The 19,731-nt window shown below is 72.9% G+C and carries 16 protein-coding genes; 6 read left to right on the top strand and 10 right to left on the bottom strand.

Translation table 11 applies throughout. The annotated features are described in order from the left end of the window. From GVN67_RS21765 to GVN67_RS21745, 5 genes are all read right to left on the bottom strand, one after another. A partial coding sequence (locus GVN67_RS21765) for a DUF4340 domain-containing protein (protein ID WP_159999433.1) occupies positions 1–1,016 on the bottom strand: 1,016 nt, incomplete at its 3' end. Between the two features lie 16 nt (positions 1,017–1,032). Further along, a complete protein-coding gene (locus GVN67_RS21760) occupies positions 1,033–2,976 on the bottom strand; it encodes a Gldg family protein (protein ID WP_159999432.1) in 1,944 nt (647 codons plus the stop codon). Between the two features lie 3 nt (positions 2,977–2,979). After that, positions 2,980–3,711: an ABC transporter permease gene (locus GVN67_RS21755; protein WP_159999431.1), complete on the bottom strand. Its 732-nt coding sequence runs from the start codon at positions 3,709–3,711 to the stop codon at positions 2,980–2,982. Next, a complete protein-coding gene (locus GVN67_RS21750; RefSeq protein WP_159999430.1) occupies positions 3,711–4,439 on the bottom strand; it encodes an ABC transporter ATP-binding protein in 729 nt (242 codons plus the stop codon). Before GVN67_RS21750 ends, GVN67_RS21755 begins: the two co-directional genes overlap by 1 nt. A gap of 119 nt (positions 4,440–4,558) precedes the next feature. Next, positions 4,559–6,643 carry an ATP-dependent DNA helicase RecG gene (locus tag GVN67_RS21745; RefSeq protein ID WP_159999429.1) on the bottom strand — a complete coding sequence of 695 codons (2,085 nt, stop codon included), beginning with the start codon at positions 6,641–6,643 and terminating at the stop codon, positions 4,559–4,561. A gap of 35 nt (positions 6,644–6,678) precedes the next feature. Between GVN67_RS21745 and GVN67_RS21740 the strand changes: the two genes are divergently transcribed. Together GVN67_RS21740 and mfd are read left to right on the top strand one after the other, a co-directional pair. Further along, positions 6,679–6,993, top strand: a complete 315-nt coding sequence (locus tag GVN67_RS21740) for a succinate dehydrogenase assembly factor 2 (RefSeq protein ID WP_159999428.1) — start codon at positions 6,679–6,681, stop codon at positions 6,991–6,993. Beyond that, on the top strand, positions 6,990–10,463 hold the full coding sequence (gene mfd / locus GVN67_RS21735; protein WP_235035415.1) for a transcription-repair coupling factor: 3,474 nt from the start codon (positions 6,990–6,992) through the stop codon (positions 10,461–10,463). The genes GVN67_RS21740 and mfd overlap by 4 nt, the downstream gene beginning before the upstream one ends. A gap of 111 nt (positions 10,464–10,574) precedes the next feature. Here mfd and GVN67_RS21730 read toward each other — a convergent pair whose 3' ends face one another. Beyond that, the gene (locus GVN67_RS21730) at positions 10,575–11,273 is read right to left on the bottom strand and encodes a DsbA family oxidoreductase (RefSeq protein ID WP_159999426.1); all 699 of its coding nucleotides are present in this window, start codon (positions 11,271–11,273) and stop codon (positions 10,575–10,577) included. Positions 11,274–11,422: 149 nt separating this feature from the next. Between GVN67_RS21730 and GVN67_RS21725 the strand changes: the two genes are divergently transcribed. The 4 genes from GVN67_RS21725 to GVN67_RS21710 all read left to right on the top strand — a co-directional run bounded on the left by GVN67_RS21725 (position 11,423) and on the right by GVN67_RS21710 (position 15,068). After that, the gene (locus GVN67_RS21725) at positions 11,423–12,091 is read left to right on the top strand and encodes a metal-dependent hydrolase (RefSeq protein WP_159999425.1); all 669 of its coding nucleotides are present in this window, start codon (positions 11,423–11,425) and stop codon (positions 12,089–12,091) included. Positions 12,092–12,155: 64 nt separating this feature from the next. After that, complete coding sequence (locus GVN67_RS21720) at positions 12,156–12,452, top strand: hypothetical protein (RefSeq protein WP_159999424.1); 297 nt, start codon at positions 12,156–12,158, stop codon at positions 12,450–12,452. Positions 12,453–12,637: 185 nt separating this feature from the next. Then, a complete protein-coding gene (locus tag GVN67_RS21715) occupies positions 12,638–14,125 on the top strand; it encodes an amidohydrolase family protein (RefSeq protein WP_159999423.1) in 1,488 nt (495 codons plus the stop codon). Positions 14,126–14,138: 13 nt separating this feature from the next. Continuing rightward, positions 14,139–15,068 carry a GTP-binding protein gene (locus GVN67_RS21710; protein WP_159999422.1) on the top strand — a complete coding sequence of 310 codons (930 nt, stop codon included), beginning with the start codon at positions 14,139–14,141 and terminating at the stop codon, positions 15,066–15,068. 28 nt (positions 15,069–15,096) lie between these two features. On the opposite strand, the gene GVN67_RS21705 is transcribed toward GVN67_RS21710, so the two are convergent. Genes GVN67_RS21705 through GVN67_RS21690 form a run of 4 tightly spaced genes read right to left on the bottom strand, consistent with a single transcriptional unit; the run spans position 15,097 to position 19,728 of the window. Then, the gene (locus GVN67_RS21705; RefSeq protein WP_159999421.1) at positions 15,097–16,503 is read right to left on the bottom strand and encodes an ATP-binding cassette domain-containing protein; all 1,407 of its coding nucleotides are present in this window, start codon (positions 16,501–16,503) and stop codon (positions 15,097–15,099) included. Then, positions 16,503–17,288: an ABC transporter permease gene (locus tag GVN67_RS21700; RefSeq protein ID WP_235035414.1), complete on the bottom strand. Its 786-nt coding sequence runs from the start codon at positions 17,286–17,288 to the stop codon at positions 16,503–16,505. The genes GVN67_RS21705 and GVN67_RS21700 overlap by 1 nt, the downstream gene beginning before the upstream one ends. Then, positions 17,285–18,229: an ABC transporter permease gene (locus GVN67_RS21695; protein WP_159999420.1), complete on the bottom strand. Its 945-nt coding sequence runs from the start codon at positions 18,227–18,229 to the stop codon at positions 17,285–17,287. Before GVN67_RS21695 ends, GVN67_RS21700 begins: the two co-directional genes overlap by 4 nt. Further along, positions 18,217–19,728 (bottom strand): ABC transporter substrate-binding protein, encoded by a 1,512-nt coding sequence (locus tag GVN67_RS21690; protein ID WP_159999434.1) that lies wholly within the window; start codon positions 19,726–19,728, stop codon positions 18,217–18,219. The genes GVN67_RS21695 and GVN67_RS21690 overlap by 13 nt, the downstream gene beginning before the upstream one ends. Between the last annotated feature and the right edge of the window lie 3 nt (positions 19,729–19,731).

Genomic DNA, 19,731 nt, shown 5'->3' with positions numbered 1-19,731 from the left:
GCGGCAGGGGCCGGGGCATCGGCGACGCGCAGCTCGGCCAGCGTCGGCACGAAGGCGCGCTGCTTCCAATTGCCGACCTGATAGGCCCAGCCGCGCCAGCGCGCGTTGAAGCGCTCGGCCTCGGCATCGCCCTCGGCGGCCAGCTTCAGCCAGACGGCCTCGTCGTTCCGCTTCACCTGCACGGTGATGGCCAGCTTGTCGGTCAGGGTGAAGCGCGCCTCGCCCAGCGCCTCGCCGGGCATCTCGGCCTCACGCTGCACATCGGTCAGGGTCAGGAACTCGAAGGCGCCGGCGATGGCGTCGAGCGAGGCCTGCTCCAGCGGCGGATGCGCGGCCGGCGCCGTCATCTGCAGCACGCCGTCCGGGCCGTCGCTGCGGGTCAGCGCCAGCGGCGGCTCGCCGGCGCGGCGGATGGCGACGTTCAGCACCCGCTCGCGCGGCAGGTTGGCGATGTCGCGGTCGATCCACAGCTGGGCATCGGCATCCAGCGGCAGCCGGCCCTCGGCCAGCCAGGACTGCGTCTCGCCCGGGCGGCGGACATAGACGCTCTCCGGCAGGTTGCCCTGGGTGCGGACGCGGCGGCGGCCGACCACCAGCTCGGCGATCGGCGCGCCGGTGCCGTCCAGCACCCGCAGCAGCGCGGCGGTGGAGCCCGCCGCCGTCGGATCCTGCAGCCCGAGCCGCTCCAGCAGCTCCGGGTTCGCGGTGCGCGGCTCGACCAGGCGCAGCTCGGTCAGCCCGACCAGCAGCTCCCTGACCTTCTCGGCGCGGACCGGATAGTTGGCGGTCTCCGGCAGCACCCAGGCATCGCCCTGGCTGCGCGTCACCACCAGGCTGGCATCGTGGCGCTTCACCTCGATGCGCATGGCGCCGGCGAGCCGCGCCGCCAGGTTCTGGAACATCAGCGGCGCCGAGCCGGTATCGGCGGAGCGCGGCCCGCCGGGGCCCAGCGCCAGCACGGCGCCTCCAGCGACCACGGCGCTGCCGCCAAGGATCAGGAGGGTACGGCGTTCCATCGTCTTGCCCTCGGTCTCAGGCGCGCGCCGCGGCGCGGCGGCGGTTGCGCACCACCGCCAGGCCCAGCGCGAACAGCGTCAGCAGCGCCGGGACGGCGGCGATGTTCAGGATGCGCAAGCTCCGCTCCAGCGCCTCGATGTCGCGCCGCAGCTCCAGCTGCACGCCGCGCAGCTGGCCGCGGGTGGCGACGATCTCGGCCCGCGCCCGGTCGATCTCGGCGCGCTGCTCGGGGGTGATGACGGTCTGGCTCTGGTTGCGCTCGCCGGGGGCGGCGGTCCCCTGGCGCAGCTCGCGCAGCCGCTTCTCGGTGGCTTCCAGCCGCTGGGTCAGCGCCTGCTCGGTCTGGCGGTACTGCGCCTCGGCGCCGCGGCGCATGTCCTCGACCAGGCCGAAGGGGCGCAGCGATTCGCCGCGCGAGCGCAGCCCGATCAGCGCGTCGCCGCCGGCCAGCGTGTCGGTCAGGTTGGCCACCAGCGCGCCATTGTCGCTCAGGGGCGTCGCCACCTGCTGGCCGAAGAAATCCTGCACCCGGACCCAGAAGCGGTCCTCCAGGATGTCGCTGTCATTGGCGACGACCAGGTTGGCCGGGCCCTCGGTCTGGCCGCGATGCGCCGGGAAGTCGGCCGGGCGCTCGGCGCCGGCCGGCAAGGCGGGGGCGCCCTCGGGGAAGGCGGTCTTCAGGATGCCGCGGGCGCGCGCCATCAGCACGTAGCGGTTCCCGTCGCCGCGGAAGCCGGCCAGGATCTGCGTCGGGTTGGGGTTCTGCCGGACGCGGGCGGCATCGACCAGCATGGCCTGGTCGCTGCTGGTGACCAGCGGGGTGAATTCCAGGCTGGACCCGGCGCGCAGCCGCACCTGGCCGGCCGAGGCGAAGGTGACCTGCTGCAGGTCGGCCGTCGCCACGTCGCCGCGGGTCAGCGAATCCGCCGTCGCGTTGAACCAGGCGAGGTAGTCCACCGCCTGCAGCCGGTCCTGCGGATTGGCCCGCACCCGCCAGGCGCCGCGCTGGTCCAGCACCACCTTGTCGGTCGGCGTCTCCAGCCCCCAGGCATTCAGCAGCCGGTCGAGGTTGGAGGAGGTGTCGGCGGGCGGCTGGCCGGTCGGGCCCGGGCGGCTGGCTTGGCTCTCGCTATGCGGGTCGGTCATGACGAAGAGCTTGCCGCCCCGCATGACGAACTGGTCGATGGCATAGAGGGTGGTGTCGGGCAGGCCCTGCGGCTGCGCCACGATCAGCACCTGCATCTCGGGCGGGATGACTTGGCTGTCGGGCGCCACGTCGCGGAGCGTGAAGAACTGCCGCAGCTGGTTGGCGATGACGAAGGGCTGCCCGGCGCCGGGCACACGCATCATCATCGCTCTAGGGTCGCCGTTGATCGGCAGCGCGCTGAGCATGCCGACCACCGGGCGGCGCGGGTTGGACAGCTCGTAGACCAGCCGGGTCAGGTCATATTCCAGGAAGCGCTCGCGCTCCGGCTGGAAGAAGGGCAGCACCCGCTCGTCATCCAGCAGGTTGCTGCCGGCCAGGCCGAAATAGACCTGCTCGCCCGACTGGTCGACCGGCACCCCCTGGATGCCGAGCGCCATGGCGCGGTCCTCGGTCTCGCTGAAGGGCTCGGGGTCGAGATATTCCAGCCGCAGCCGGCCCTCCGACATGGCCGCGTATTCCTGCAGCATTTCCTTCACCCGATCGGCATAGGCGCCGTAGACCGGGACGCTGCTGCCGAGGCGGCTGGAATAGAACAGCCGCAGCGTGATCGGGTCCTGCAGGCCGGACAGCACCTGCCGGGTGCCGTCGGACAGGGTGTAGAGCCGCTGCTCGGTCAGGTCGATGCGGACCCGCGGCAGCAGCCGGTCGGCCAGCAGATTGGCGGAGACCGCCAGCACCAGGGCCGCGCCGATGCCGCCGATCGAGAAGAGCAGCCGGTTGGAGGCGCGGCGGGGGGTCGCTGAAGGGCTCATGGCTCAGTCCGCCTTGCGGTGGTCGACGGCCACGGCATTGGCGAAGAGCCAGAAGCCGATGAAGCTGGCGAAATAGACCAGGTCGCGCAGCGTCAGCACGCCGCGGGCGAAATTACCCAGCCGGTCGTTGATGGAGATGCCGCGCGCGACCTCCGCCAGCACCGGCATGCGCACCGAGAGGAACTCGGTCACCACCGGGCTGCCGGCGGCGGCGAAGAGGAAGCAGACCGCGACGGCGAGCACGAAGGCGATCACCTGGTTCTTGGTCAGCGCCGAGATCGCGGCCCCCACGGCCAGGTAGGCGCCCGCCGTCAGCAGGCAGCCGGCATAGCCGGCGGCGATCACGCCGTTGTCCGGCCTGCCCAGGATATTGACCGTGATGACCAGCGGAAAGGTGAGGGCGAGGGCGATGGCGCAGAAGGCCCAGGCCGCCAGGAACTTGCCCAGCACCGCCTGGGCCTGGGTGATCGGCAGGGTCAGCAGCAGCTCGATGGTGCCGAGCCGCCGCTCCTCCGCCCAGAGCCGCATGGTGAGCGCCGGCACCAGGAACAGGAACAGCCAGGGCACGAAGCCGAAGAAGGGCTGCAGGTCGGCGGTGCCGCGGCCGAAGAAATTGCCGAGCGTGAAGGTGAGCGCCCCCGACATCACCAGGAAGATGACGATGAAGACATAGGCGACGGGGGTGGCGAAATAGCCGGCCAGCTCGCGCCGCGCGACGGTCAGGGCTGCGCGCATCAGGCGGCGTCCTTCGGCAGGGTCAGGTCGCGGAACACCTGGTCCAGCGAGGCGCCGCGCCGCGACAGCTCGGCCGGGGTGGCATCGGCCAGGATCTTGCCGCGGGCGATGACGATGGCGCGGGTGCAGATCGCCGAGACCTCCTCCAGGATATGGGTGGAGATGACGATGGCCTTGGCTGGGGCCATCTGCTCGATCAGCCGCCGCACCTCATGCTTCTGGTTGGGGTCGAGGCCGTCGGTCGGCTCGTCCAGCACCAGCACCGGCGGGTCGTGCAGCAGCGACTGCGCCAGGCCGACGCGGCGCTTGAAGCCCTTGGAGAGCGTCTCGATCGGCTGCAGCCGGACGCCTTCCAGCGTGGTCAGCTGCATGGCGCGCGCCACCCGGTCGGCGGCCTCGGACCCGCGGAAGCCGCGGATGCGGGCGGCGAAGCCGAGGAAGCCCGCGACCGTCATCTCCGGATAGGTCGGCGCGCCCTCGGGCAGGTAGCCGAGCTGGCGCTTGGCGGCGACCGGCCGGTCGACCACGTCCTGGCCGCAGATCCGGGCGGTGCCGGCGCTGGGGGTCACGAAGCCGGCCAGCATCTTCATGGTGGTCGACTTGCCGGCGCCGTTGGGGCCGAGGAAGCCCAGCACCTCCCCACGGGCCACGGTGAAAGACACGTCGTCGACCGCGGTGAAGCCGCCGAAGCGCTTGGTCAGGCGGTCGATCTCGATGAGCGCGGACAACCGGTCACTCCCTGCAGGCTCCGAAGGCGTCGGGTTTATACGCGACCCCGGCCTTTGCAACCCCCGGCACTGTTTCAGCCTTTTGCGCGGGGCGTGCCGGCAGGCCCGGCCGGGCCGCCTCAGCCGGCCGCCAGCGGGGCGAGGGACAGGTCATGGCCGAAGATCGACAGCAGCAGCCGCGCTGCCCGCCCCCGCGGCGTGGCATCCAGCTCCGGGTCCTTCTCCAGCAGCAGGGAAGAATCCTGGTGCGCCATGCGGATCAGCCCGGCATGGCGCTGCGGATCGGCCAGCCGGCGGCCCAGCCGGCCGGCCTGGCGCAGCCCCAGCGCGTCGCCGCCGCCGCGATAGTCGAGGTCGGCGTCCGCGATGACGAAGCCGTCCTGGGTCTCGCGCAGCACGGAAAGCCGCCGCTGCTCCGATTCGTTCAGCTCGGCCGAGGGCAGCAGCAGGCAGAAGGACTGGGCATGGCCGCGCCCGACCCGGCCGCGCAGCTGGTGCAGGGCGGCGAGGCCGAAGCGCTCGGCCTGCTCGATGATCATGATGGTGGCCTCGGGCACGTCGACGCCGACCTCGACCACGGTGGTGGCGACCAGCAGCTGGGCGCGGCCGGCGGCGAAGTCCTGCAGCGCCGCCTCCCGCACGTCGAGCTTCTGGGCGCCATGGGCGAGGCGGACCTTGTCGCCGAACAGGGCGGCGAGCTCGGTGAAGGTGCTTTCGGCCGCGACATTGTCGTGCCGCTCGCCTTCCTCGACGGCGCGCACCACCCAATAGGCGCGGTGGCCCTGGGCGAAGGCGGCGCGGAGGCGCGCGGTCAGCTCGTCGCGCCGCTCGCGCGAGACGATGCGGGTGACGATCGGCTGGCGGCCGGCCGGGCGCCCCTCCAGCCGGCTGACCGCCATCTCGCCCCATTGGGTCAGCAGCAGGGTGCGCGGGATCGGGGTCGCGGTCATCACCAGCACGTCGGTGGTGCCCTTCTCGGTCAGCGCCAGGCGCTGGGCGACGCCGAAGCGGTGCTGCTCGTCGACCACGGCGAGGCCGAGGTCGCGGAAGGCGACGCCCTCCTCGATCAGCGCATGGGTGCCGATGACGATCGGGATCGAGCCGTCGGCGAGGCCGGCCAGGACTCTTTTCCGTTCCTTGCCCTTCACCGAGCCCGCGAGCAGGGCGCAGGACACCCCCGCCGCGCCGCAGAGCTTCTCGAAGGTGCGCATGTGCTGGCGGGCCAGCAGCTCGGTCGGCGCCATGATGGCGGCCTGGGCGCCGCCCTCGACGGCGCGCAGCATGGCCAGCACCGCGACCAGCGTCTTGCCGGCGCCGACATCGCCCTGCAGCAGCCGCAGCATGCGGCGGGGGGCGGCGAGGTCCTGGTCGATCTCCGCCAGGGACTTGGCCTGGGCCGAGGTGGGGGGATGGCCGAAAGCCGCCAGCGCCGCCGCGCGCAGCCGGCCGTCGCCCAGCAGGCTGCGGCCGGGCCGCTCCATCACCGTCCGCCGCACCAGCCCCACCGCCAGCTGCCCGGCCAGCAGCTCGTCATAGGCCAGCCGGTCGCGGGCGGTGTCGTCGGGGAAGACCTCCGGCGCCTGGATCGCCCTCAGCGACTCGCCGAAGCCGCGCCAGCGGCGGCGCGCCAGCAGCGTCGCATCCTGCCATTCGGGCAGCGGCGGCAGGCGGTCGACGGCATCCGCCATGGCGCGGCCGACATCGCGCTGCCCCAGCCCCTTCACCAGCGGCCAGATCGGCTGCAGGGTTGGGATGACATCCGGCGGCTCGACGAAATCCGGCGCGTCCATCTGCCACAGCTCGCGGAAGCGCTTCATCCTGCCCGAGACCCGGCGCGTCTCGCCCTCCGGATAGGTGCGGCCCAGCCAGGCGCCCAGCCAGGAGCGGCGGCCGAAATAGATCAGGTCGACCGGCCCCTCGGCAGAGTCGCATTGCACCGCCCAGGGCTGGATCGGCGAGCGCGGCGGCACCACCGACAGCACGCGGACGGGCAGGGTGGCGACCTCGCCTTCCCGTGGCGCCGCATTGCTGCGATCCTGGTAGCGTTCCGGCAAGTGGAAGAGCAGGTCGATCACCCGGCCGCCTTCGACCGCCTGGGCCAGGCGCTTCCGCTTCTCCTCGGCCAGGGTCAGGCTGTCGAGCGGCGCGAAGAGCGGCGCCGCCTCGTCCTCCATTTCGGCCTCTCGGGCTGACACGATTTCCATCCACCTCTATATGCCAGCCGCGAGAGGCGCCGCCCATGTCCGAACCCGACGATAACGCCACCGAGCTGTCCCCGCGCCGCCGGCGGCTGCTGTACCGCGCCCACCACCGCGGCACCAAGGAGACCGACCTGATGGTCGGCGGCTTCGTGGCGAAGCACATCGCCAGCTTCAGCGAGGCCGAGCTGGACGAGCTGGAGGAGGTGCTGGAGCTGCTCGATGTCGACCTGGCCGACTGGCTGTCCGGCCGCCGGCCGATCCCGGCGGAGGTGGCCACGCCCATGCTGGCGCGGATGGCGGTGGAATGCTCCCGGCTGGGCGCCGGCGTGCCCGAGGCGGCGCGCCGCGCATGACGCAGCTGACCGTCTTCGGCGCGCCGGAAGGCTTCGACGCGCTGCTGCTGACGCGGCGGCGGGCCGAGTCGAAGGACACGGTCCTGCATGTCTGCCGCGACGACGCGCGCATGGCCCGGTTGCAGGAAGGGCTGGCCTTCTTCGCGCCGGAGATGGAGGTGCTGCGCTTCCCGGCCTGGGACTGCCTGCCCTATGACCGGGTCTCGCCGCATGCCGAGCTGGTGGCCGAGCGCGTCGCCACCCTGACCCGGCTGCTGGAGCAGGGCGCGAAGCCGCGCATCCTGCTGACCACGGTCAATGCCCTGGTGCAGCGGGTGCCGATGCCCGACGTGTTCCGCGGCGCCAGCCTGGCGCTGAAGCGCGGCGGGCGGATCGGCACCGAGAAGCTGGCGGCCTTCCTCGACGCCAATGGCTACAACCGGGTGGCGACCGTCATGGAGCCCGGCGAGTATTCGTTGCGCGGCGGCATCGTCGACCTCTACCCCTCGGGCGAGGCCGAGCCGGTGCGGCTCGACTTCTTCGGCGACGAGATCGAGAGCCTGCGGCGCTTCTCGACCGAGAGCCAGCGCAGCGGCACGGCGCTGAACGACCTCTGGCTGCGGCCGGTGGGAGAGATCTTCCTCGACGAGGCCTCGATCGCCCGCTTCCGCAGCGGCTACCGCGAGCTGTTCGGCAATGCGGCGGCCGAGGACCCGCTCTACGCCTCGATCTCCGCCGGCCGCCGGCATCCGGGGATGGAGCATTACGCGGCGCTGTTCCATGACGGCATGGCGACGCTGATGGACTACCTGAACAGCGCCTCGGTCAGCCTGGACCACCAGGCCGACGACGCGCTGCAGGCCCGGCTCGAGATGATCGAGGACCACTACCAGGCCCGCCGCGGCGTGGCGCGGGAGGGCGAGGTGCCCTATCGCCCGGTGCCTCCCGGCCGGCTGTACCTGAACGGCCGCGACTGGGCGGCGATGCTGCAGGGCGGGCCGCTGCTGGGCTTCAGCCCCTTCCCGATGCCCGAGGGCGCCGAGGGGGTCGAGGCCGGCGGCCGCCCGGGCCGCCTCTACACCGAGGCGCGCACCGCCGGGCAGAATGTCTTCGCCGTCTATCGCGAGCAGGCCGAGGCCCAGGCGAAATCCGGCCGCCGCCCGGTGGTCGCCGCCTGGACCCGCGGCTCGCGCGAGCGGCTGGGCAACCTGCTGCGGGAGAATGGCGTCCCCGCCCAGGTGGTCGACGACTGGCCCGGCGTGCGCAAGCTGCCGGCCGGCACCGTGGCGCTGGCCATCTTCGGCGTCGAGCGCGGCTTCACCGGCCCGGCCGAGGCGGGCGCCGGCGCCAAGGCCAGCGTTTCCATCGCGCTGACCAGCGAGCAGGACCTGCTGGGCGAGCGCATCGCCCGGCCGCCGCGCCGCCGCAAGCGCGCCGACCAGTTCATCGCGGACGCCACCGAGATCGCCGAGGGCGACCTGGTGGTGCACCAGGACCATGGCATCGGCCGCTACGACCGCCTCGAGACCATCGAGGTCAATGGCGCGCCGCATGACTGCCTGCGGCTGATCTATGACGGCGGCGACAAGCTGTTCCTGCCGGTCGAGAATATCGAGCTGCTGTCGCGCTTCGGCAGCGACAGCGCCGGCGTCGCGCTGGACAAGCTGGGCGGCACCGCCTGGCAGAGCCGCAAGGCGAAGGCCAAGCAGCGCATCGCCGACATGGCCGGCCAGCTGATCCGCATCGCCGCCGAGCGCCGGGTCAAGGACGCGCCGCTGATCACCCCGCCCGAAGGGGCGTGGGACGAGTTCTGCGCCCGCTTCCCCTTCGCCGAGACCGAGGACCAGCAGCGCGCCATCGCCGACACGCTGGAGGACCTGGCGGCCGGACGGCCGATGGACCGGCTGATCTGCGGCGATGTCGGCTTCGGCAAGACCGAGATCGCGCTGCGGGCGGCCTTCGTCGTCGCCATGTCCGGCGCCCAGGTCGCCGTCGTGGTGCCGACCACGCTGCTGTCGCGCCAGCACCACCGCACCTTCACCGCCCGCTTCGAGGGGCTGCCGGTCAAGGTCGCGCAGCTGTCGCGCATGGTCACCGCCAAGGAGGCGGCGCAGGTCAAGGCGGGGCTGGCCGACGGCACCATCAACATCGTCGTCGGCACCCATGCGCTGCTGGCCAAGAGCATCGAGTTTGCCGATCTCGGCCTGGTGATCGTCGACGAGGAGCAGCATTTCGGCGTCGCCCACAAGGAACGGCTGAAGTCGCTGAAGGCCGATGTCCACGTCCTGACGCTGACCGCGACGCCGATCCCGCGCACCCTGCAGCTCGCCTTGACCGGCGTGCGCGAGATGAGCGTGATCGCGACGCCGCCGGTCGATCGCCTCGCGGTGCGCACCTTCATCATGCCCTTCGACGCCGTCGTCATCCGCGAGGCGATCCAGCGCGAGCGCTTCCGCGGCGGCCAGATCTTCTGCGTCTGCCCGCGGCTGGAGGACCTGCCGCGGATGGTGACCCGGCTGGCCGAGATCGTGCCCGAGGCACGCATCGCCCAGGCGCATGGCCGGCTGACGCCCACCGAGCTCGAGCGCGTGATGACCGAGTTCGGCGACGGCAAGTACGACATCCTGCTGGCGACCAATATCGTCGAGAGCGGGCTCGACATGCCGGCGGTCAACACGCTGATCATCTATCGCGCCGACATGTTCGGCCTGGCCCAGCTCTACCAGCTGCGCGGCCGGGTCGGGCGCGGCAAGCAGCGCGGCTATGCCTATTTGACCTGGCCGGCGACGCAGCGCCTGTCGGCGGCGGCCGAGAAGCGGCTCGCCGTGATGCAGACGCTGGACAATCTCGGCGCCGGCTTCACGCTCGCCAGCCACGACCTCGACATCCGCGGCGCCGGCAACCTGCTGGGCGACGAGCAGTCGGGCCATATCCGCGAGGTCGGCATCGAGCTGTACCAGCAGATGCTCGAGGAGGCGGTGGCCAATATCAAGGCCGGGCAGGGCAAGCGCGACGCGGCCTCCGACCGCGACTGGACGCCGCAGATCAACCTGGGCCTGCCGGTGCTGATCCCGGAGAACTATGTCACCGACCTGCCGGTGCGGCTCGGCCTGTACCGCCGCATCGGCGCCCTGGCCGGCGAGGCGGAGGTCGAGGCCATGGCCGCCGAGCTGGGCGACCGCTTCGGCGCGCTGCCGCCCGAGGTCGAGAACCTGCTGCAGGTGGTCTCGATCAAGCATCTCTGCCGCCAGGCCGGGGTCGAGAAGCTGGATGCCGGGCCGAAGGGCATCGTCGTCGGCTTCCGCCAGAACCGCTTCGACAATGCCGAGGGGCTGGTGACCTGGGTCAGCGCGCAGAAGGGGGTGGTGAAGCTGCGCCCCGACCACAAGCTGGCCATGGTGCGGGAGATGGACCTGGCCGTGCGGGTGCGCGCCGCCAAGGACATGCTGGCGGTGCTGGCGAAGCTGGCGACGACGCCGAAGAAGGGGTGACCGGGTTCCAGGGTGGGTTGTCTTCGTCTTTCCGAAGACAACCCACCCTGGCTCTGTGTCTGATCGCCTGATTCAGGCTTTTCGCTGAGTCCGCCTCAAGCCATCACGCGCCTAGAACTCGGTCGCCTCGGCGATCGCCACGTCGATCAGCCGTTCCAGCACCTCGGGCTCCTGCGCGCCGGCGATGGCATGGCCCGAGGTCTGGCCATGCGGCCCGGCCATGACGAAGCAGGGCACGCCGTTGATGCCCAGGCGATGCGCGCGCAGGTTCTCCGCATGCACCGCGTCGTTCTCCAGCCCGCTGGCCAGGAAGCGCAGCGTGCCGCGGCGCTCCAGCCCGAATTCGCCGGCCAGGATCGCCAGGGTGTCGTGGTTGCCGATATCGGCGCCCTCGCAGAAATGTGCCACGAACAGCGCATCGACCAGCCCGTCGGCGACGCCATGCTGCGCCGCGTGCCGCACCAGCCGGTGCGCGTCGATCGAGGCGGGAATGCGCTGGATCCGGTCAAATCTGAAAGCAATATCCTCGGCCAGGCCGAGCTCGGTCATGGTGGCATGCAGCCGCCGGGCGCGCTCCTCGCCGCCGAACTTGCGGGCCATGTAGTCCTGGCGGTGCACTCCACCGGCGCCGAGATCGGGGTTCAGCAGGAAGGGGCGCCAGCGCAGGTCGGCCAGCAGCTCCGGCCGCCGCTGCAGCGCGCGCCGCAGCCGCCTGGTGCCGAGGAAGCACCAGGGACAGACCAGATCGAAGACCACTTCGATCTCCAGATGCGGGCGGGGCGGCGAGATCAGGTTCACGGCGCCGAGCATAAAGCAGAAGCCTTCCGGCCGCAGCCCCGCCCGGCGCAGGTCGCATTTTGCGCGCTGTTCCGGTTGAATCGTGATGAATCAGGCTTGTAGGAGACGTTCTTGACTCCTAATTAGAATGAATACTGCCAAAGAAGGTTTGCCGCCCCGCGATGATGGCCGGCTCGCATATCGCGCTGGGCGCGGCCGCCTGGTTCGCGGCCGCGCCACGGCTGGGCCTGCCGGCCCTCGACCCGGCCATGCTGGGGCTGGCGGTCTGCGGCGCGCTGCTGCCTGACATCGATCATCCGAAGTCCTGGATGGGCAAGCGGCTGCGCCCGGTCTCCACCCTGCTGGCCGCTGTCTTCGGCCATCGCGGCATGACCCATTCGCTGGTCGCCGTGGCAGGCTGCGCCCTGCTGATGCTGCGCCAGGAAGTGCCGCTGGCGATCAGCGCGCCGCTGGTGGTCGGCTATCTGTCGCATCTGGCGGCCGACCTGGTGACCCCGGGGGGCTTGCGCCTGGCCTGGCCCTTGCGCGGCACCTATGCGCTGCCGATCTGCCGCACCGGCTCAGCCTTCGAGCCGCTGGTGGTCGCCGTCATGCTGTCCTGGGCCTGGGGCAGCACGCCGGCGCGGCCGGATCTGGGCGCCGGGCTGCGGGCGACCGGCATCTGCCGCGTGCTGGGCCCCAGCCTGCCGGCGGTCTGCCCGCCCGGGGCCAGCGCTGGCGCCGCGGCCGGGGCGCCGCCGCGCGCCCCCGATGCCGCCGCCGCCTGGCAGCAGCTGCGCCGCTCGGGCGAGGTGCTGCTGGCGCGCCACATTCCCGGCGCCGCGCGATAAAGCCATGGACGCGACGCTCGGCGCGGCCTAGGTTGCGCTCGATCGACGTGGGAAAATTTCACACATGAGCATGAGCATCGGCGCCGCCCTTCCGGCCACCACCACCGCGACGCGGGGCGGCAGCAGCGACGAGGCCAAGCAGCAGCTGGCCGCCGACCGCCAGGCGGCGCGCCAGGCCGAGGCGCAGCTCGACAAGGCCACGACCCAGCTGCAGGCCGACCAGAAGGCCAAGGCCAGCGAGACGGTGCTGAAGCGCGACCAGCAGGCGATCGACGCCGCCGAGGCCGCCAGCACCAGCGCCGAGGCCAAGGTGCAGGCCGATGTGAAGGCGCTGGGCAACCAGGTCGACGTCACCGTCTGAGCCGGGCTGCCGCTTTCGGCGGCGGCTGCCGCCATCCTGGGCAAAGCCGGCGCCGCGCGGCTCGAAGGCGGGCCGGGGCGGCATTGCGACCGGCGGCGAATGCGCCTCTACTGCGCCCCTCGCGGTGGCCAGGGGTTTCTCCCTGGCCGCGCCGCGATGGTCCTGGCAGGGGGAGTGTGGGCGGCATGGGTGCCTTGTTGATCAGCGGCGGACGCGTGGTGGACCCGGCGAGCGGGACGGATGCCGTCGCCGACATCGTCGTCCAGGACGGGCGAATCGCCGCCATCGGCACCAATCTGGGCGAGGCGGAGCGGGTGATCGACGCCGCCGGCCTGGTCGTCGCCCCCGGCTTCATCGACCTGCATGCGCATGGCCAGTCGATCCCGGCCGACCGCATGCAGGCCTTCGACGGCATCACCACCACCCTCGACCTCGAGGCCGGCGTGCTGCCGGTGGGGTCCTGGTACCGCCGCCAGGCCGAGCAGGGCCGCATCCTGAACTATGGCGCCGCGACCAACTGGGCCTTCGCCCGCATCGGCGCCATGGTCGGCACCAACGAGGAATCCTCGCTGGAGGCCTTCGGCCGCGCCATGCGCGACAAGCGCTGGATGGACAATATCGCCGACGATGTCGAGCAGGCCGGCATCATCGACCGCCTGGCCCAGGGGCTGAACGAGGGCGGCATCGGCATCGGCATCCTCAACGCCTATGCCCCCGGCGCCGGCGTGCAGGAGCTGATCGAGGTCTGCAAGCTGGCCGCGGCCCGCAACGTCCCCACCTTCACCCATGTCGCCTATATGGCGCGGATCGACCCGCAGAGCGCCGCCGAGGCCTATATCCGGCTGATCGGCTATGCCGCCGCGACCGGCGCGCATATGCACATCTGCCACTTCAACAGCTCCAGCAAGACCGACATCGCCCGCTGCTACGAGCTGGTGCGCAACGCGCAGCTGAAGGGGCTGAACATCACCGTCGAGGCCTATCCCTACGGCACCGGCTCGACCGTGCTGGCGGCGGCCTTCTTCAGTGATCCGAACTTCGAGGACCGCAACGGGCTGGGCTATGATTCGGTGCAGCGCGTCACCGACGGCCACCGCTTCCGCGACCGCGCCGAGCTGCTCTCCGCCCAGGCCGACGACCCGTCGCAGCTGGTGCTGTGGCACGTGCTCGACATCGACAACAATGCGCGCCACCGCGAGCTGCTCGACATGGCGGTGCTCTATCCGGATGGCGCCATCGCCTCCGACGCCATGCCCTGGAGCATGCCGGATGGCAGCACCTACACGGGCGACGCCTGGCCGCTGCCGGCAGAGGCCAGCTCGCATCCGCGCTCGGCCGGCTGCTTCACCCGCTTCATCCGCCATTGGGTGCGCGAGCGGCAGACGATCTCGCTGAGCGAGGGCATCCGCAAATGCTCGCTGATCCCGGCGCAGATCCTGGAGGCCAGCACGCCCGCCATGCTGGGCAAGGGCCGGCTGGCGGTCGGCGCGGATGCCGACATCGTCGTCTTCGACTACGAGACGCTGACCGACCGCGCCGAGTTCACCGCGATGAACCGCCCCTCCGAGGGCGTGCGCCACCTGATCGTCAGCGGCACGCCGGTGATCGCGGGCGGCGTGATGGATGTCGACGCCCGCCCGGGCAAGGCCGTGCGCCGGCCTTCCATCGCCTGAGGGAAGCGGCTCGATGACCCCGGTTCCGGTCCTGCTCGTCACCGGGTTCCTGGGGGCGGGCAAGACCACGGTGGTGAACCATGTCCTGGCGCATGCCGAGGGCCGTCGGATCGCCGCCGTGGTCAATGATTTCGGAGCGATCAACATCGATGCCGAGCTGATCGCCGGCGCCAGCGACGGCGTGGTCAGCCTGGCCAATGGCTGCATCTGCTGCACGCTGGAAGGCGACCTGCTGCGCACCATCGCGACGCTGCTGCGCCGCGAGCCGCGGCCGGAGGCCATCGTCATCGAGACCAGCGGCGTCGCCGAGCCCGGCGACATCCTGCGCAACCTGATGGACCCGGTGATCTGGCGCGCGGCGCCGCTGGAGACGGTGCTCTGCGTCGTCGACGCGGCGGCGCCGCTGGCGGCGCTGGAGGACCCGCTGCTGCGCGCCCAGCTGCGCGTCGCCGATGTCGTCGCGCTGAGCAAGACCGACCTGGCCGCGCCCGGCACGCTGGACGCCTTCCAGGCGGCGGTGAAGGCGCTGCGCCCGGCGGCGATCCAGGTGGAGGCGCCGGGCGGCGCCGTGCCGCTGTCGCTGGTGCTGCCCGAGGATCCGACGCGGCCGCCGGCGCCGCGCGAGGCCCCGCCGCGCCGCCCGCATGCCGACCGCTTCGAGACGCTGAGCTGGACCGCCGAGACGCCGCTGTCGCTGCCCCGGCTGCAGGCGGCGATCGGCCGGCTGGCGCCGCGCCTGGCCCGCGCCAAGGGTTTCTTCGAGACCGCCGACCAGCCCGGGAAGGTCTTCCTGTTCCAGCTGGCGGGCGGGCGCGCGACCCTGGCGCCGGTCGACCACGAGCCGAAGCCCGGCCTGCCGCGCGCCCGCATCGTCTTCATCGCCGAGCTCGGCCGCTTGCCGCCGGCCGAGCTCGCCGCCGCGATGGAAGGCTGCGCCGGCTAGGGCGATCGGGCTTTTTGCTGATCCCCCCTCACGCCATCGCGCGCTCGCCACCGCCCAGGCGGATGACCTGGCCGGCCACCGCCTCGGCCAGGGCGGTCTCGTGGGTGACCACCAGCAGCGCCATGTTGCGCTCGGCGACGCTTTCGCCGAGCAGCGCCATGATCTCCTGCTGGGTCAGCGGGTCGAGCCGCGAGGTGGCCTCATCGGCGAAGAGCAGCGCCGGCGCCAGCAGCAGCGCCCGCAGCAGGCCGAAGCGCTGCAGCTCGCCGCCCGAGACCTCGGCAGGACGCCGCGCCAGCAGCGCCGGGGCGAGCTTCAGCCGCGGCAGCAGCCGCTGCGCCGCCGCCGCGTCCAGCCCGTGCCGGCGCTGCAATTCCTGCAGCCCATGGCCCAGGCGCTGCTGCGGCGCGAAGCCGGCCAGCGGGTCCTGGTACAGCTTCTGCAGGCCGAAGGGCGCCACCCAGCCGGCGCGGCGCACGCTGCCGGCATCCGGCCGCAGCAGCCCGAGCAGCAGGTTGCCCAGGCTGGTCTTGCCGCCGCCGCTGCGCCCGGCGATGGCGGTGACCTGGCCCTCGGCGATGCCGAGGTCGAGCCCGCCGAACAGCTCCTGCCCACCGAGCCGCTTGCGCAGCCCCGCCGCCTCGACGATCGGCCGGCCGGCGGGGCGCGGCGTCCAGCGCGGCCAGCGCGCCGGCTCGGCCGCGATCAGCCGGCGGGTGTAGTCGTGCCGCGGGGCCGCCAGCAGCCCGGGCAGCGGGCCGGCCTCGATCACCGCGCCCGCCAGCATCACCAGCGCATCGCCGCCCAGCAGCCGGGCCAGGGCCACGTCATGGGTGATGACCAGCAGCATGCGCCCGGCCTCGGCCTCGGCGCGCAGCAGGGCGCCGGCGGTGTCGCGCAGCGCGGCGTCCAGCCCCTTGGTCGGCTCGTCGGCGATCAGCAGCCCGGCGCCGGCGGCCTCGGTCGCGGCCAGCGCCACGCGCTGGTTCATGCCGCCCGACAGCTGGAAGGGATAGCGCCGGCCGGCCCCGGCCAGGCCCAGCCGGTCCAGCCGCGCGGCGCTGCGCTGCCGGGCCTCGGCGGCGCTGCGGCGATGCACCAGCCGGTCGACCTCCTCGACCTGCGCCGCGGCGCGCATGCTGGGGTCGAGCGCCGCCCAGGGCTCCTGCGGCAGCATGGCGATGCGGCGGCCCCACAGCGCGCGGCGCGCGCGCGGCGCCATCGCCAGCAGGTTCTGGCCGTCGAGCACGATGCGGCCAGTGGCGGTCAGCCCCGGCGGCAGCACGCCCATCACCGCCTGGGCCAGCAGCGACTTGCCCGAGCCGGTCTCGCCCAGCAGCACCAGCGGCCGGCCGGGCTGCAGCGTGAAACTGGCGGGGCGCAGCAGCACGCCCTCTGACCCGTGGATGGCGAGGTTGTCGACGATCAGGGCCATCAGCCGCGCTCCCGCCCGGCCAGCAGATGCAGGCCGAGCACGGTCAGGAAGATCAGCAGCGCCGGCAGCAGCAGGGCCAGCGGCGCCTCGGCGTAATAGGGCAGCAGCTCGGTCATCATGCTGCCCCATTCGGGCACCGGCGGGCGGGCGCCGACGCCGATGAAGGCCAGCGCCGCGACGGTGGTGACCGCGGTGCCGGCGGCGAAGGCGAAGAGGGTGGCGACCAGCGGCGCGACCTCCGGCCACAGGTGGCGGCGCAGCAGGTGGCCCGGGCCGAAGCCGAGCAGCCGCGCCGCCTCGACCTGCGGCCGCGCCAGCACGCTGGCGGCGGTGTTGCGGGCGATGCGGAAGAAGTCCACCCAGAGCGCCAGCGCCACGCCGAGATAGAGCGGCAGGAACTCGCCGGGCGCGAAGGCGGTGACCAGCACCACCAGCAGCAGCGCCGGCAGCGCCTGCACCGCATCCGCCAGGCCCAGCAGCAGCCGCTCCGCCCAGCCGCCGCGCAGCGCCGCCAGCAGGCCGAGCAGCGTGCCGGTGCCGGCCGAGACCAGGGCGGCGAGGAGCGCGAAGCCGAAGGACAGCCGGGCGCCGGCGGCCAGCCGCGCCAGCAGGTCGCGCCCCAGATGGTCGGTGCCCAGCGGATGCGCGGCCCCGGGCGGCTGCAGCGCCGCCGACAGGTCCTGGCGCAGCGGGTCGATGCCATGCAGCGGCCCGAGCAGGGCGAAGCCGGCGACCGCCGCCAGCAGCCCGGCGCCGAGCAGGCGTTTTTTCCGAAGACGGATCATGCGGCGCGGCGCCTCGGGTCGAGCAGCCAGCAGGCCAGGTCGGTCAGCGCGTTCAGCGCCACGAACAGCAGCCCCATCACCAGCGCCGTGCCCTGGATCATCGGGATGTCGCGGCCCAGCACCGCATGCACCAGCGCATGGCCGATGCCGGGCCAGGCGAAGAGCGATTCCACCACCACCACGCCCTCGATCAGCATCACCAGCTGCAGGCCAAGATAGGCGACGACGGGGATGGCGGCATTGCGCAGCCCGTGCCGGCGGAAGGCGGCGGCGTCGCTCAGCCCCTTCATCCGCGCGAAGCCGAAGAAGGGGGCGGCGACCACCCCCGCCACCGCATCCCGCGCGACGCGGGAGGAGGCGGCGGCCAGGCCCAGCGCCAGGGTCAGGGCCGGCAGGATCACCTCCCGCCAGCCACCGACGCCGCCGGCCGGCAGCCAGTCCCATGCCACCGCCAGCCACAGCATCAGCCCGACGCCGATGACGAAGCCCGGCACCGCGCGCAGTGCCGCCGACAGCGCCAGCAGCGTGCCATCCCACCAGCCGCCGGCCCGCAGCCCCGCCAGGGCGCCGAGCGGCGGGCCGATCAGCAGCGACAGCAGCAGCGCCGCGGCCGAGAGCAGCAGCGTGTGGCCGAGCTGGATCGACAGCGCCGTCGCCACCGCCTCGCCCGAGGCCAGCGAGACGCCGAGGTCGAGCCGCGCGAGCCCCGCGAACCAGGCGGCCAGCTGCAGCGGCCAGGGCCGGTCGAGGCCGAGCTCCTGCCGCACCGCCTCGGCCGCCTGGCTGTCGACCAGGTCGTAGCCCAGCCGGCTGGCGGCGATGCGATAGGCCATGTCGCCCGGCAGCAGCCGGACCATCAGGAAGCAGGCGGCGCCGACCAGCAGCGCCACCAGCAGCGCCTGGACGGCGCGGCCGCCGAGGGCGCGGATCAGCCCGCCCATCGCGACCCCGCGATGCGGAAGGAGAGCTCCAGCGGATCGACGGCCAGGCCCGCGACCCGGCGCGAGATGGCCGTCGACAGGTCGAACCAGCTGACCGGGATCACCGGCAGCGCGTCGTGCAGGATGCTGGCGGCGCGGCCGCGCAGGGCGGCGCGCGCCGCGGGGTCTGCGGTGGCGCCCAGCTGCTCCAGCACCGCGACGAGGGCCGGGCTGGACCAGCCCATGGCGCCCCAGTCGCCGCCCTGCGGCCCGTAATCCTGCAGCAGCGTGCCCAGCGGGTCGGGCACCAGGGAGAAGTTGCGCGCCATCAGCGCCGCCTCCAGCGTGCCGTCGCGATGGCCGGCCGGGATCTCGCCGCTGTTGACCACGGCGACCTTCATGGCGATGCCGATCTCGCGCAGCTGCGCCTGCATGGCGGTGGCCAGCCCCGGCAGCTCCGGCCGGTCGGAGAAGGTGCGCAGCGTGAAGGCGAAGGGCTGCCCGTCGCGCTGCAGGATGCCCTCGGGCCCCGGCTGCCAGCCGAGCTGCGCCAGCAGGCGGCGCGCCTCGGCCAGGTCGCGCGCCAGCGGCGGCAGGCTGGCGACATGCCATTCCGCCATGGCCGGGGGGAACAGCTGCGTCGCGGTCGAGGCTGGTGAGCGCAGCAGCGTGGCGGCCATCCCGGCGCGGTCCAGCGCCAGGCTCAGCGCGCGGCGGGCGCGCGGGTCGCTGAACAGCGGCGAGGCGCAGTTCAGCTTGATCAGCCGGGTGCGCGGGATGGCGCGGGTGTCGATCAGCAGGCGCGGGTTGCGCCGCAGCCGCTCCACCGTCTCCGGCGCCAGCTGCGCCACCAGCTCGGCCTGGCCGCTCTCGGCCATGGCGGCGCGGGTCTCGCCGCGGCCGGCGGCCAGGTAGCTGAGCCGGGCGATGGCGGGGGCGGCGCCGGTCCAATGCGCCGAGCGCTCGGCCTCCAGCCGCTGCGGCGGCAGCAGCCGGGTGACCTGGTAGGGGCCGCTGCCGATCAGGTGGCGCACCGCCTGGTCCTCGAAGGCCGCCGGCGCCAGGATGCCGCTGCTGTAATGCGCCAGGAAGGCCAGCAGCGGCGCGAAGGGCCGGGTGGTGCGGATGACCACCGCGCCGTCCTCGGCCGTGAGGCTCGCGATCGGCAGGTTGCCGAGCAGCCCGGTCTGGGCCCGGGCGCGCTCCAGGCTGGCGACCACCGCGGCGGCGGCGACGGGCGTGCCGTCATGGAAGCGGGCGCCGGGACGCAGGGTGAAGCGCCAGGCCAGGCGGTCCTCCGACAGCGTCCAGGCGCTGGCCAGCTGCGGCACCGGCAGGCCGCCATCATCGGCGCCGACCAGCGTCTCCAGCACCTGCAGGCGGGTGAAGACATAGCCGGAGCGGGCCGGGTCCAGCCCGTTGATCTCCTGCGAGGTCACCACGCGGAACAGGTCCGCGGCGGGCTGGGCCCGGCCGGGCCGGGACAGGAAGGGCAGGGACAGGAGGGGCAGGGACAGCAAGGG

The sequence above is a fragment of the Roseomonas sp. 18066 genome (genome assembly GCF_902706185.1).
GTDB lineage: Bacteria > Pseudomonadota > Alphaproteobacteria > Acetobacterales > Acetobacteraceae > Pseudoroseomonas.
The sequence above is the reverse complement of the archived record's forward strand: the minus strand, read 5'-3'. Positions and strand labels throughout refer to the sequence as shown.